Origin of the sequence: Thioclava sp. SK-1 (assembly GCF_001705665.1) — a bacterium.
Classification (GTDB): domain Bacteria; phylum Pseudomonadota; class Alphaproteobacteria; order Rhodobacterales; family Rhodobacteraceae; genus Thioclava.
In genome coordinates, this window is sequence record NZ_MDHA01000021.1 from 214,933 (window position 1) to 228,840 (window position 13,908).

The 13,908-nt window shown below is 56.8% G+C and carries 15 protein-coding genes and 1 pseudogene; 4 read left to right on the forward strand and 12 right to left on the reverse strand.

Annotated elements, in window-relative coordinates; translation table 11 throughout:
- Positions 1 to 155: 155 nt before the first annotated feature.
- From BFP70_RS01810 to prfA, 12 genes and pseudogenes are all read right to left on the reverse strand, one after another.
- Positions 156 to 1,544 carry a TRAP transporter large permease gene (locus tag BFP70_RS01810; RefSeq protein ID WP_066009558.1) on the reverse strand — a complete coding sequence of 463 codons (1,389 nt, stop codon included), beginning with the start codon at positions 1,542 to 1,544 and terminating at the stop codon, positions 156 to 158.
- A 3-nt stretch (positions 1,545 to 1,547) separates the two neighbouring features.
- Entirely contained in the window at positions 1,548 to 2,231 is a 684-nt protein-coding gene (locus BFP70_RS01815; RefSeq protein ID WP_066009559.1) for a TRAP transporter small permease, read from the reverse strand.
- A 175-nt stretch (positions 2,232 to 2,406) separates the two neighbouring features.
- Positions 2,407 to 3,420 (reverse strand): TRAP transporter substrate-binding protein, encoded by a 1,014-nt coding sequence (locus BFP70_RS01820; protein ID WP_066009560.1) that lies wholly within the window; start codon positions 3,418 to 3,420, stop codon positions 2,407 to 2,409.
- A 416-nt stretch (positions 3,421 to 3,836) separates the two neighbouring features.
- Complete coding sequence (locus tag BFP70_RS01825; protein WP_066009564.1) at positions 3,837 to 4,877, reverse strand: low specificity L-threonine aldolase; 1,041 nt, start codon at positions 4,875 to 4,877, stop codon at positions 3,837 to 3,839.
- Complete coding sequence (locus BFP70_RS01830; protein WP_141693063.1) at positions 4,874 to 5,314, reverse strand: YcgN family cysteine cluster protein; 441 nt, start codon at positions 5,312 to 5,314, stop codon at positions 4,874 to 4,876. The genes BFP70_RS01825 and BFP70_RS01830 overlap by 4 nt, the downstream gene beginning before the upstream one ends.
- 56 nt (positions 5,315 to 5,370) lie before the next feature.
- The gene (locus BFP70_RS01835) at positions 5,371 to 6,294 is read right to left on the reverse strand and encodes a bifunctional riboflavin kinase/FAD synthetase (protein WP_066009568.1); all 924 of its coding nucleotides are present in this window, start codon (positions 6,292 to 6,294) and stop codon (positions 5,371 to 5,373) included.
- Positions 6,295 to 6,337: 43 nt separating this feature from the next.
- Entirely contained in the window at positions 6,338 to 6,772 is a 435-nt protein-coding gene (locus BFP70_RS01840) for a MaoC family dehydratase (RefSeq protein ID WP_369820172.1), read from the reverse strand.
- 230 nt (positions 6,773 to 7,002) lie between these two features.
- Entirely contained in the window at positions 7,003 to 7,881 is an 879-nt protein-coding gene (locus BFP70_RS01845; RefSeq protein ID WP_066009570.1) for a TIGR01459 family HAD-type hydrolase, read from the reverse strand.
- 255 nt (positions 7,882 to 8,136) lie between these two features.
- Positions 8,137 to 8,487, reverse strand: a complete 351-nt coding sequence (locus tag BFP70_RS01850; RefSeq protein WP_066009573.1) for an H-type lectin domain-containing protein — start codon at positions 8,485 to 8,487, stop codon at positions 8,137 to 8,139.
- Positions 8,488 to 9,363: 876 nt separating this feature from the next.
- Positions 9,364 to 9,624: pseudogene (locus BFP70_RS21550) on the reverse strand (DUF4167 domain-containing protein); the annotation flags it as partial.
- 298 nt (positions 9,625 to 9,922) lie between these two features.
- Entirely contained in the window at positions 9,923 to 10,789 is an 867-nt protein-coding gene (gene prmC / locus BFP70_RS01860) for a peptide chain release factor N(5)-glutamine methyltransferase (protein ID WP_066009575.1), read from the reverse strand.
- Positions 10,786 to 11,841, reverse strand: coding sequence for a peptide chain release factor 1 (prfA, locus tag BFP70_RS01865; protein ID WP_066009577.1), 1,056 nt, complete (start codon positions 11,839 to 11,841; stop codon positions 10,786 to 10,788). Before prfA ends, prmC begins: the two co-directional genes overlap by 4 nt.
- A gap of 173 nt (positions 11,842 to 12,014) precedes the next feature.
- On the opposite strand from prfA, the gene BFP70_RS01870 reads away from it, so the two are divergent.
- The 4 genes from BFP70_RS01870 (at position 12,015) to BFP70_RS01885 (ending at position 13,896) form a co-directional block, all read left to right on the forward strand.
- Positions 12,015 to 12,386 carry an SUF system Fe-S cluster assembly protein gene (locus BFP70_RS01870; RefSeq protein WP_066009579.1) on the forward strand — a complete coding sequence of 124 codons (372 nt, stop codon included), beginning with the start codon at positions 12,015 to 12,017 and terminating at the stop codon, positions 12,384 to 12,386.
- An 81-nt stretch (positions 12,387 to 12,467) separates the two neighbouring features.
- A complete protein-coding gene (locus BFP70_RS01875; RefSeq protein WP_066009581.1) occupies positions 12,468 to 13,070 on the forward strand; it encodes a hypothetical protein in 603 nt (200 codons plus the stop codon).
- Positions 13,071 to 13,084: 14 nt separating this feature from the next.
- A complete protein-coding gene (locus BFP70_RS01880; RefSeq protein WP_176715467.1) occupies positions 13,085 to 13,546 on the forward strand; it encodes a DUF3307 domain-containing protein in 462 nt (153 codons plus the stop codon).
- Positions 13,489 to 13,896: a hypothetical protein gene (locus tag BFP70_RS01885; RefSeq protein WP_176715468.1), complete on the forward strand. Its 408-nt coding sequence runs from the start codon at positions 13,489 to 13,491 to the stop codon at positions 13,894 to 13,896. Before BFP70_RS01880 ends, BFP70_RS01885 begins: the two co-directional genes overlap by 58 nt.
- The last annotated feature ends 12 nt before the right edge of the window (positions 13,897 to 13,908 follow it).

The following is a 13,908-nucleotide window of genomic DNA, read 5'->3' on the forward strand; positions in this document are numbered from 1 at the left end:
AACGCCTGCCGGTTTCACTGGCAGGCGTTTTTAATGGTTGGCCTGTCGTGCAGCGGCTCTGTTCCCTGCCCCACACACGCCCCACATCTGGCCAAAACGCGAAACGGCCGCCCCGATCCGGGCGGCCGTTTGCTGTGTCATGATTGTGGGTTGGCCTATTTCACGATGATCTCTGGCCCCATGGACATGGTTGGCAGCCACGTGGACAGGAACGGCATATAGGTGATCATGATCAAGAACACGAACAGCACGGCCAGGAAGGGCGCTGCAGCCTTGACCACACGCATCATCGGCATGCCGGCAACACCAGAGGTTACGAACAGATTCAGACCTACAGGCGGCGTAATCATCCCGATTTCCATATTCACCACCATGATGATGCCCAGGTGGATCGGGTCCACGCCCAGCTCCATCGCGATGGGGAAGACCAGCGGCGCCACGATCACGATCAGCCCCGAAGGTTCCATGAACTGACCACCGATCAACAAGATCACATTGACCACAATCAGGAACATGATCTTAGACATGCCCGCGCCCAGCATCGCCTCTGCGACCTTTTGCGGGATCTGCTCATCTGTAAGAACATGTTTCAAGATCAGCGCGTTGGCGATGATGAACATCAAGGTGATGGTCAGCTTACCGGCATCAAACAGGGTCTTGCGGGTGTCCTTGTGGAACAAGGCTGTCACCAAGGCGATGGGTTTGGACAGCAAGCTGCGCTTGCTTTCGCCTTCATTAAGCGGGCCCATATCTTTGTAGATGAAGTTTGCCACCAGCCACGCGTAGATAGAGGCAACCGCGGCCGCTTCGGTGGGGGTAAAGATCGCCCCGGTGATACCTGGAATACCGTAGATCCCGACCATGATAATCACGATCAACATCAAACCCCAGAACGCGTCTTTGAAGCTTGCGAAAATTTCGGCCCAGCCTGCGAACTCGCCTTTAGGCATCTTTTTGATCCGGGCGAAAATATAGATCGCGATCATCAGCATCAGACCAGCCAATAGGCCCGGAATAACACCCGCCAGGAACATCCGGCCAACCGACACTTCGACGGTGGACGCATAAACCACCATAACGATCGACGGCGGGATCAAAATACCCAAGGTGCCCGCGTTACAGATCACGCCTGCGGCAAAGTCCTTGGTGTAGCCCATTTTTTGCATCGCCGCGATGACGATTGTTCCGATGGCCACAACGGTGGCGGGCGATGACCCGGACAGGGCAGCAAAAATCATACAGGCGAACACGCCGGCAATCGCCAGACCACCGTGGAAATGGCCCACACATGCGATCGCAAAACGCACGATCCGCGTGGCCACACCGCCGGTCGACATGAACGAAGACGCAAGGATAAAGAACGGAATAGCCAGCAGCGTATAGTGCCCTGCCATCGCCTGGTATAGCGACTGCGCGACAGAGGCCAGCGAGGTCTCGGAAAACGCCAGTAGGAAGATGATTGACGACAGACCCAACGAAACGGCGATCGGCACACCAATCAGCAGCAGACCGACGATCATGCAGAAAAGAAGAACGACATCCATGATTTATTCCTCGTGATGGCCGCGCGCGACGCGCTCGACTTCTTCTTCAGCTTCGTGGCTGACAATCAGGCTGGACTGACGCCCGGCAATGACACGCATCGTCGCCTGGATGACACGCAAAAGGGTCAGCGCCACACCAAAGGGCAAAATGAAATAAGGGATCACTCGGGGCAGTTTATCATAAGCCTCGCCCATATTAATCGCCCCTTCCAACCAACGGAAAATCGCAATCATCGGCACCTGATCAGTTTCATACCATGCCTGATCGCGGGTCTTTTCAAACCCGGTGGGGAACCAGTGTCCTGCAGTCCGGTCAAGCCCGGCATAGGGGGCCCAGTAATCCCACGCGCCCTTCATCAGCAACACAGTATACAGCAAACAGCACAGCGCCGAGATAACGGCCAGAACCATTTTCCCCTTGGACGGCAACATGTTGATGATGGCATCAACACCCAGATGCGCCGTCTTTTTGAAGCTGTATGAAATACCAAGGATCACCAGCCATGCGAACAAGATCAACGTGACTTCAAGCCCCCAGATCAGCGCATGATTGAAGACATAGCGAAGCACCACATTGACGAAGGTAATCACAACCATCGCCCCAAGAAGCCCACCGATAACGTTCTCTTCTAACGCATCAATGAAAGCCCCCAGCGGTCCGCGCGGCTTAGAGTTATAGCCGGACATTCCTGCCCCCTTTGTTCGGGTTTCTCTTTCGGGTTGGATGGGACGGCGCGCATATCTTGGGCCAGATCCCCAACCGTGACAGACCATCAGCCCAAGTCACGGATCTTTCAGTGAACAGGCCCCGCAAATTGCGCGGGGCCCGCCAAATATCAGGGGCAGCCCATCGGCCAGACCCTTAGTGTTTCGCGTTGATTTCCTGTGCAGCGGCGATGTTATCGGCACCAACGTCGGCTTCAAACTCGCTCCACACTGGTTTCATCGCATCAACCCATGCCTGACGTTGCTCAGGTGTCAGCTCACGCACTTCGGAACCGGCATCGATCACAGCCTGACGGTTGTCAGCGTCAACTTCTGCGATGGCTGCGTTACGCTCGGTCGAAACCTCATCCATGATGCGGGCCAGGTCGGTGCGCAGACCTTCGTCCAGACCATCCCACCAATCAACGGACACAACGACCATATAGTCCAGCAGGCCGTGGTTGGTTTCTGTGATCCCATCTTGCACTTCAAAGAATTTCTGACCGTAGATGTTGGACCAGGTATTTTCCTGACCATCTACAACGCCGGTTTGCAACGCGCCATATACTTCCGAGAAAGCCATCGGCTGCGGGCTGGCATCCAGTGCTTTCATCTGTGCGACCAAAACATCGGAGGGCTGAACGCGGAATTTCAGGCCCGCGGCATCGGTTGGCATTACCAGCGGCTTATTGGCCGAGAATTGTTTCAGACCATTGTGCCAAAACGCCAGACCAGACAGGCCGCGACGCTCCATCGATGCCATCATGTTCTGACCGGCTTCGGATTGCTGGAATTCCTCAACCGCGTCCATGTTTTTGAACATGAAGGGCAGATCGAAGATGCGGAATACTTTGGTGAAGGTTTCAAATTTCGACAGCGACGGTGCCGCCATCTGAACGTCGCCTTGCAGCATCGCTTCCAGAACCTGATCATCGTTATACAGGGTCGAGTTCGGGTAAACTTCAACACAGGCTGTGCCGTTCAGCTCGTCATTCACACGCTCTGCAAACAGCGCAGCAGCGATGCCTTTAGGGTGCTTGTCAGAGTTGGTAACATGGCTGAACTTGATGACGGTCTCGCCGGCGTCACATGCGGCTGCGGCCATACCGGTGGTAGCGGCCAAAGCGGTGGATGCCAATGCAAGCGCCTTTACAGCGTTAAGTGCGGTCATAAGTGATCCTCCCAAGATCTATCGGCGCGACTGCCGCGCCGTCCTTCCGGAATAAGGTTTGCTTGAGCCATGCACCACACGCAACCGTGATATGAGAAATTAAATAACTTCAATAAATTCAATACAATACAAGGCATACCGCCGAATAGGCCAAGTAATGCGTGCGGATTTTCACACACCCCATCACGCGCCTGTGCGAAATATTGCACAGCACCAGCCGCTATTGCAGCGCAGCAATGATCACGCGCTCGCACAGCCCCCCTCACCACGCACTCAGTTTACCGGGCAGTCAGTTCGCCGGGCGATCAGGACGTCAACGGGCACCACCACATCTACAGACGCCAGATGATCAATCGGCGTCACAGATCTGATCAATTGGAATTGGGATCACCGATCGGCATCGCCCTGCCCTTAGGTCAGGACAATTGCGCCAGGAAGCGATCCACCTCGGCCGAAGTCGTGGCCCAAGAACACACCAGACGGGCCAAGATTTGCTCATCCGCGGGACCGGTCCGCGATGGATCATCGGGCCAGTAATAATAGCGCGCCCCCGCCGCATGTAATTTATCATGTGCACTGCGCGGCAAGGTCGCAAAGACCTCATTGGCCTGAACCGGATGCGCCACACTGCCGCCGGCAGCCAGGATGCCATCCGACAGGCGCTTGGCCATACGGTTGGCTTGCCCTGCCAGCCGCAGCCATAGGCCGCTGTCCAGATAGGCCATCATCTGCGCTGCAAGATAGCGCATCTTTGACGTTACATGCCCGCCGCGTTTCATCAGATCCGCGAAACCTTCCGCCAGCTCCGGGGTCAGAAACACAATCGCCTCAACAGCCAGACAGCCGTTCTTGGTGCCACCGAAACTGAGCACATCGACACCCGATATCAGCTGCCCAGGTGTGCAATTCAGCGCAGAGACAGCATTGGCAAAACGCGCACCGTCCATGTGCACATACAACCCGGCCTGATGCGCCACGTCAGCAATCGCTGCCACCTCATCAGGGGAGTAAAGCGCGCCTGCCTCGGTGACATTGGTCAACGATACCATACCACGCAGCGCATCAAGCTGACACACATGTTTGGTATAGGTGATAGCCGTCTTCAGCGCCGCCGCCGTGAATTTGTTATCCGCCCCGTCCAGCAGCACCAGCTCGGCGTTGCGGGTGTAAAACAACGGCGCGTCTTTTTCATCTTCGACAATATGCGCATGACGATGGGTGAAGATCATCCCTTCGGAATCCGTCAACGCCGCACATGACAGCGCATTGGCCGCGGTGCCGGTGGACACCAAGAACACCTGCGCCTGCGGGGCATCCAACAAAATTCGCAGCTGCGCCTGCACCGCCGCCGACAGCGGATCCGCACCATAAGACGGCACATGCCCGTCATTGGCCGCCATCATCGCCTGCATGATCCGGGGTGCGACGCCCGATGTATTGTCAGATGTAAAATTCACGACAGATCTTCAATCGTATACTGATCCCAATCATCTTCTGGGATGTCACTTTCAGACACGGTCCAACCTTTGACCGACCGCCCCTCTTGATGGATGGTCTCATGCGACCCCGAGACCAGATAGTGCCACGATTCCAACGGCTTTTCTTCAAATCTTAAACGGTAGGCACAGCTGCGCGGCATCCAATAGGCGATCTGGCTGATCGATTCCGGTGTCAGGCGAACACATTCGGGGACATATTTATGCCGGGTGTCGTATTTTGAACATCGGCACGTCGCGCCATCCAACAAACGGCAGGCTACGCGGGTAAATTCCACCTCTCCTGTGTCTTCATATTCCAGCTTGTTCAGACAGCATTTTCCACAACCATCGCACAGCGCCTCCCATTCAGGAGTCGTCAATTGCGAGAGCGGCAAAGTCCAAAAATTAGGGCGCATTTTATCCATCTGGCGAGATTTGCCATTTCAGCGCAAATTGCAATGGGTCAGCAGGGTCAGCGCGTCAAAATTTCGCGCGCTTGATCACAATCCAGCTGCATCTGAACAATCAACGCATCCAGACCGTCGAATTTCAGCTCGGGGCGTAGATACTCAACAAGCGCGACCGACAGATGCGCACCATAAAGATCACCGCTGAAATCCAGCAGGAATGTTTCAAGATTGGGGGTGTTTTCGCCAAACATCGGCCGCACGCCCAAACTGGACGCACCAAGATATGTGCCCTTATGCGGCCCGGTCAGCACATCGACACGCACCGCATAAACGCCCAGCTTGGGCAAATGCAAACCGGCCACCGACATATTCGCCGTGGGGTAGCCCAATTCACGGCCGCGTTTTTCGCCGTGAACCACCTCTCCTTCGATTCGGTGCAGATGACCCAGCATGGCAGCGGCATCTTCTGGCCGCCCCTGCGTCAGAGCCAGACGGATCGCGGTTGACGAAATCTCTATTCCGTCTTGATGCAATAAAGGCGCGACCGTGACATCAAACCCCGCCTGTTGTCCCAAACGTATCAGATCACCGGCGTCGGCTGCACGTTTGCGGCCAAAGCGGAAGTCCTGCCCCACCACCACATGGCGCACACCCAGACCATCCACCAGAACGTTTTTGACAAATCCCTGCGCATCCATACCGGATAAGGTGGCATCAAAAGGCAGCTCATAAAGCTGATCAACGCCCAGTCGTGCCAGTCGGTTCGCCCGTGCCTCGGGATTCATCAAACGAAATGGCGCAGTCGTTCGGGCGAAAAATTCGCGCGGGTGGGGTTCAAAAGTCACCACCCCCAGCGGCACGCCCTTGCGCCGCGCCAGATCCAAAACCGATTGATGGCCCAGATGAATCCCATCAAAATTCCCAAGCGCGACCGAAGCGCCCCGCGCGGCATGGTCAATATCTTGCCAATGGCGGTTGATGTGCATAACCCGTTCGGTCCCACCTTGCCGGCGGGCACCGCCGGGTGTCTTAGTTGCGCGAGGGTGCCAAAACCACAGCCTCGCCCTTTAACACAACCGTATCGCCCACCAGACAGCGGGTTTCAAGGGTCACGCGACGCTTCACCGGATCAACCGCCATCACGGTCACGCGGGCTTCGACGATATCGCCGGGCCGCACTGGGGCGGTGAATTTCAGCGATTGCGACAGGTAGATTGTGCCGTGGCCGGGCAATTGCTCTCCGATCACCGCTGAAATCAACCCGGCTGATAACATACCATGCGCAATACGCCCCTTGAACAGCGTGTCTTCAGCGTAGGTCTGATCCAGATGCACCGGATTGCGATCGGTCGAAACTTCCGCAAACAGCGTGATGTCATGATCCGTGATCGTTTTATGCAAGTTGCGCATCATGCCAACTTCCAAATCCTCAATGAAGATCGTGCCGATGCGAATTAGGTCCATAATGGTCATCGTGCTGCCCTCCTGAAAGGCCCTCATGTTGCAGTGCAGCATAGCAGGTGCAGCACAAAAATCAATATTAGAGAGCAATAAGATTTCTTCAAGTAATACCTTATGGCAACAAAGTTACTTTTGTAATTCCAAATGGCAATATCATGAGGCAAGCGGTTCAAACCAAAGAAAAACCCCCTGCCCCGCGGGCAGAGGGTTCGATAAATTCGGGAAGAGTGGGCTTAACGGAGTTTCGAAATCGTGAACTGGGGATCTTGTTGGCGTTCGGCCAACCAGACGCGCAGCATCTCTGGATCGGGGGCATCACGGTCATCGCCAAACTCATCCACAGCCAAGCCACCAGTGATGAAGAGACAGTCGATTCCCTCACCCGCAGCGCCAGCCACATCCGTGTTCACACCATCGCCAAGGGCCAAAATACGCGCATCATCGCGCAGCCCCATCGCCGCCAGCTTGCGGCGCGCCAAATCATAAATTGGTGGATGGGGTTTACCGAAATAAAGCGCCTCGCCGCCCATTTCCTGATACAGTTCAGCCAACGCACCGGCGCAGTAGATCCGGCGATCCCCCAGGTCGACCACAATATCGGGATTGGCACATAGCATGGGAATACCACGTGTTTTCGCCTGTAGGAATGTGGCGCGGTAATCGTCAGGTACCTCGGTGTCCTCGTGGAAAGGGCCGGTGCAGACAATGCCTTCCGCCTCATCCAAAGGCACACGCTCAATATGGGATTTTCCAGCCCATGCCTCTGGTACGGCTGTAAAGAATCCATCATCCTTATCGGGGCCTAGGTGCCAGATCTTATGGCCGACCGCGCCGGCAAACATTGCATCTTGCGCCGCATCGCCTGAGCTGACGATCACATCCCAAGCATCATCAGGGATGTTCATCTTGGCAAAACGTTCTTGGACAAAGGCTGCCGGACGTGGCGCATTGGTCAGCAAAACCACCTTGCCGCCAGAGGCGCGGAACGCACGTAATGCGGCAACCGCTTCGGGATAGGCCTGAACCCCGTTGTGCAAACATCCCCACAGATCGCAAAACACAGCGTCATATTGGGAGGAGATTTCAGAAAATGCACGGATGAGAGTGGTCATGAGTACCTGCTTTGGCAAGATATGAATCGGGGGCCTTTCCCTGTTCACGGCACAGGGCGGCTAACGCCGGGTTGGCTTGTAGAGGGTATCTATGGCACGCAGGTGACAAAAGCTGAACCCCCCGACGCAGCGTTGACCAAGTTGATCAAAATGCCGTTCACAGGGGCATCGACCCCCTGTGCCCGGCGTCGAGCGGCGATGCGCCGCCCTCCGGCCAGCCCGTCCCGCCCGCACAACAACAGGCCCGGACAAGGGTTATTCGACCTCCCAGTCATCATCATGGCGCACGCCGCCGATGGCCATCCAATCGGCGCGCACACGCGCGACCCGCGTGTCCCCCCACGTCCGAAACACGATGACGAATCCTTCTTCGGTCACCATATCCGTGGAAATATCCATGCGTGGGTTTTGCTTTTGATCAATATCCCACATGGATAATGAGACATGCACAACGGGCGTCTCACGATAGGTTTCGGGAAACTCGATCAATTTGCGCAGCTCTCGCGGGCCTTCGCCGGTCCACATTACACCGCCGTCCTGATAATCTGAAAACAGCATCACGGATCCTTGCGCAACGCCAACCCGCGCACCATCAATCTTTAGCATCACTTATCCCTGCGACCTTCACTACAGTTGGTTTAGCGCGAATTCACGTTTGGCAAAAGACGCGAATTGCGGCGCAACGCAGCGCAGGCAGTCTTGCGGAGGCAATTTACACCGCAAGACAGGCAAGACATGCGCGCATTAAAAAACCGCGCCATACACTGGCGCGGTTTTTGATCGGTTTCGCATTCGCGACCGCGGATATCAGCCGTTGGCCGCCTTGGCCGTATCTTCGCCATCGGCCACCGGGGTGGCATCCGCATCCTCGGATTTCTTCACCCGGGGTTTGCGCGTGCGCTTGGGCTTATCTTCCGCGTCATCTTCGGGCTTTTTCGCCCGTGGCTTTCGTGCGCGTTTGGGCTTATCCTCGGCGGCAGGGGCCGGGAGAACCTGTTCAGACGGCGCCTGTTCAGACGGGACCTGTTCAGACGGCGCCTGATCTGCCGAAGGCTGCGCAACCGGAGCCGGGGCCTGTTCTGCAGCAACCGGCTGAGTGTCCGGCACGGCGGCAGGTGCCGGCTGTGATTGCCCAGGCATTGCCTGAGCCGTCTCAACCGCTTGCGGCTGATGCGCCGCGGCACGCGATTCGGGTGTTTCCACCAAAGTTGAATCGTCTTCGTTTTGCGCCGTTGTCATTGCCGGTGCGTCATTGCGCCCGCGCCGGTTCTGATCACGATTGCTGCGGTTGTCATTGCGGTTGCGATTGCGATTATCGTTCCGCTCGCCCTGGCGTTCGCCTGACTGATCATCGCGGTTGCCATCGCCATTATGCCCAGAGTTCTGACCTGAATTCTGGCCATTGCGCTGGTTATGGTTTTGCCCACCCTGACCATTGTTTTGGCCGTTGTTCTGGCCATTTTGCGCGTTTTGGTTGCTGTCCTGACGCTGCGCCATTTCGCGCTGCGCTTCGTGAAGCATCCGTGTGTAATGTTCGGCGTGTTGCAAGAAGTTCTGCTCTGCCACGCGGTCATTGGACAGCTGCGCATCACGGGCAAGCCCAAGATATTTCTCAATAATCTGCTGAGGCGTGCCGCGCACTTTCCCCTCAGGACCGGAGCTGTCAAAGACCCGGTTTATAATATTGCCCATCGAACGTTGACGGTTCGACTTCGAGCGCGAACGGGATTTCGAAGATCTCATCTGCTTTCGTTCAATTGGCCCGCATAGTATATCAGCGGGTCTGCCAGGGTCAGGGTCACGTATCACACTTCAACGTGCGAACGGACCGGGCCATACGGTGCGATCAACGAGAGGCGCCTGTCGCCCCCAGATCGGTTTGCCCGCGTTGTGAAGCTGAGCTGTGCGGGGGATCGGCTCCCTCACGGCACGCAACTTTGATAATCATGCTATAGTGTGGCTGGCAAGTCAGAATCTTAACCCAAGCACGGTTTTCTTGGAAATTATGCCAAAACATCCTCAATTTCTGCTTAATATCGGCTTATGAGGCGCTCAGACCCACCGTATCCACAGCGCTGCATGCGGTGACAACCCGGTCACGCCCGTCCAGATCTTGCAATACCGCCACATCCGTCAAGCCAGAATCACGTAAGAAACCGCTGACCGCCTGCCCCTGCGTCGGGCCGATTTCCAGCAGCATCCGCCCGCCCGGGGTCAAATGTGCGGGGGCCTGCCGGGCCAAAATCCGATATGGCGCCAGCCCATCGCCGCCCGGGGTCAAGGCGCCATGCGGCTCCCAGTCCAGCACATCGCGCGACAGGCCAGCCATTTCATCGGCGGCGATATAGGGCGGATTGGAAACGATCAGATCAAACCGCCCCGTTACCGCGCTGTACCAGTCAGAGCGCAGGAACTGCGCCCGCCCGCCCAAACCAAGCGCCTGCGCGTTTTGCTGTGCAACCTGAAGGGCTGCGGCGGAAATATCCGTTCCGATGCCGCGCGCGTTTTCCATATCTGCCAAACAAGACAACAAGATACAGCCAGTTCCTGTCCCAAGATCTAAGATGGTGTCGAAGGGAGATTTCAGGGCTTGGGCCACCAGAATTTCGGTTTCTGGCCGTGGATCCAGCGTATCCGGGGTCACCGAAAATTCCGCCCCCCAAAACAGGCGTTTGCCGGTGATTTGCGCCACGGGCTGAAATTGACACCGTGCCGCAAGCGCAGCTTCCAGACGGGTTTGCGCCTGCGCTGTCATCATATCATGCAGCGCCAACGTCAGCCGGTTCGGCGCAACCTGTAACGCATGGGCCAGCAAGCGGCGCGCATCGCCGGGGGCGTTTTCAATGCCGGCACCGCGCAGCGTGGCAATCGCATCACGCAGCGCAACCGCGCCCGTGACCTGTGTCATCCGTCCATCTCCGCCAATTTCCGCGCCTGATCCTCTGCCGTCAGTGCATCGATAATGGCATCCAGATCCCCGCCGATAATCTGCGTCAACGCATAAAGCGTCAGGTTGATCCGATGGTCGGTCATTCGCCCTTGCGGGAAATTATAGGTCCGGATGCGCTCGGAGCGATCCCCCGATCCCACCTGCGACTTCCGCTCGGCGGCACGTTCCGAATCGACGCGATCGCGTTCTGCCTCATACAATCGGGCGCGAAGGACAGACATCGCGTTGGCGCGGTTCTGGTGCTGCGATTTCTCGGAACTGGTGACGACAATCCCGGACGGAATATGGGTGATACGCACAGCCGAATCAGTGGTATTCACATGCTGACCGCCCGCTCCCGATGCCCGCATCGTATCAATGCGAATATCACTGGCTGGAATGTCGATATCAACATCTTCAACCTCGGGCAGGACGGCGACAGTCGCGGCTGAGGTATGGGTGCGCCCGCCCGTTTCGGTTTCAGGCACACGTTGGACACGGTGAACACCGGATTCGTATTTCAGCTTGGCAAACACGCCCTCGCCCTCAATCCGGGCGGTGGCCTCTTTGATGCCGCCCAATTCCGTCTGGCTCATTTCCAGAAGTTCAAAGCGCCAGCCCTTGGCATCGGCATAGCGCTGATACATGCGCAGCAGGTCACCAGCAAATAGCGCCGCCTCATCCCCACCAGTGCCCGGACGAATTTCCACAATTGCCGGGCGCGCATCGGCCGCATCTTTGGGCAACAGCGCCAGCCGCAAGGCCTGCTCCATTTGGGGCAAGCGCGCCTTGAGCTGAGGCATTTCTTCTTCGGCCAGGGCACGCATTTCCGGATCCGACAGCCAGCCTTGCGCTTCTTCCAGATCAGATTGCGCCTGACGAAAGGCTTCGATCTGCGCAACGATCGGCTTCAGATCAGAATATTCCCGGCTGATCCGGGCAATATCTCCTGGTGACGCGCCACCCGTAAGCTGCGCTTCAAGAAAGCCGAACCGCTCGATGATCTGCTGTAATGTATCATGTGGAACCATAATGTCGCTTTGCCCCTAAATGAGGGCCCCGGTCAAGCGCGAAGCGTGCCGCCACTGGCGCATTCACACAACCGGCACCTTGCCCACCGATACGCACATATATGGGCACAGCCCTTTACCCTGCGATCCAAATCCCTATATATTCAGTCGAGAATTGCGAAGCGGAGCAAGCCATGAGCACCGAGACCCCAGAGAATATTCCAATGGAAGGCACGCCGCTGATCAAGCCGTCGTCAACCGATCACCCGCTTCACGACCCGGTGGTGGATGCCTGCCGTTCCGTGTTTGACCCAGAAATTCCGGTAAATATTTACGATTTGGGCCTGATCTACACGATCGAGCTGGATGACGATGACAATGCCAAGATCATTATGACCCTGACGGCTCCTGGCTGCCCGGTTGCTGGGGAAATGCCCGGCTGGGTGCAAGACGCCGTTTCCTGCGTATCGGGCATCAAAACCGTCGATGTCGAAATGACCTTTGACCCGCAGTGGGGTATGGACATGATGTCGGACGAGGCGCGTTTGGAATTGGGATTCATGTAACGCAAGCCATTTGGCTTGCAAGACGCGCACCGCAAGCCAAACAACTTGCTTTCAGGCAAGGACAAGCGCTATAGCTTATCCATGCCCGATATTTGCGTTCTTACGGGGGATTTTATTGCCTCCACCCGCCACAGCACGGCCACTCTAGAGGCCTCTTTTGGTGTGATTTCCGGGCTGACCACGGTGATTGAGGCATTTGCGCCCAATACACGTTTGGCCCGCACCCGCGGTGACGGCTGGCAAATCGCAAGCCCCGCTGTTGCGCATGGTCTGCGCATCGCCTTGCTGATCCGCGCAGGACTGCGGGCGGATCCATCGCGCCTGGCCACCCGTATTGCCATTGCGTCGGGCCCAGGCCCGCTGCCCGCGCAGACCGACCTGAATGCCTTGAACACACCGGCCTTCATCGCATCGGGGCGCTGCCTTGATACATTGAGAGATATTGGCCTGGCCCATGCAGACGGCGGAGCGGTGGCGGCCACAACCCGTTTGGCCTGTATGGTCAGTGATGGCTGGACGACAGCGCAAGCACAGGCCATGGTTCACGCCTTACATCTGCCCGCCCCCGGCACTACGCAAATTGGTCGTGTGCTGAAAAAATCACGCCAAGCAGTTGATCAAGCCCTAAATTCTGCACGCTGGCCCGCCCTGAGTGACGCATTGACACTGTTGGAGGCCCAATGATTGAAACATTCTCCATGCTGCTTTTTTCGCATATCTTGGCGGATTTCTTGTTTCAGACCGATGCGATGGCCCGCGCAAAAGCAGCGCGCGCCGTGAAACCTTTCGCAGCGCATATTGCAACCGTCACCCTGATCGCAGCGCTGGCTTTGGTACAAGCCACGACCGCCTTCGCGCTGATGCTGGCCATTTTGGCCACAACCCATTTGGCAATTGATGCCGCAAAAATTTACCTGACCGCGCCCGCGCGCCCGTCGAACACAGCGGCCACGCGCCGCAATTCCGGGTTTAAGCCCTTTGTGATCGATCAACTGGCGCATATCTGCGTATTATTCGTCATTGCCTCTCTTTTACCCGGGCTGTGGCAAGGCTCTTTTTGGGCCAATCTACAATGGCATCCCTTGTTCACAACCAACAGCCCTTGGGCCAGCACCGATATGCAGCTTGTCCCTGCGGTGGCGGCGCTGGCCTGCGGCTGATTGCCACGGTGCATGTCGGCGGGATCGCGACGGGGATCTTGATCCAGCCCTATATTGATCATGCCCCGAAAGATGGGCTACCCGGCGCAGGCCTGTTGATCGGCCGGCTTGAACGTCTGGTCATTTTTGTGCTGATATTGACAGGCCAACCACAGGCAATTGGCTTTCTGATCGCTGCCAAATCAATCCTGCGTTTTGAACCCAGCCCCAATGCCGGGCATAATGCGAAGAATGAATATGTGATCATCGGCACGCTGGCGTCTTTTGGCTGGGCACTGTGCAGTGCATGGCTAACAGTCGCGTTACTGGAACAACTGCCAGACCTTGGAATTCCCACCATTAGCCCCTAAGTAAGGAACACA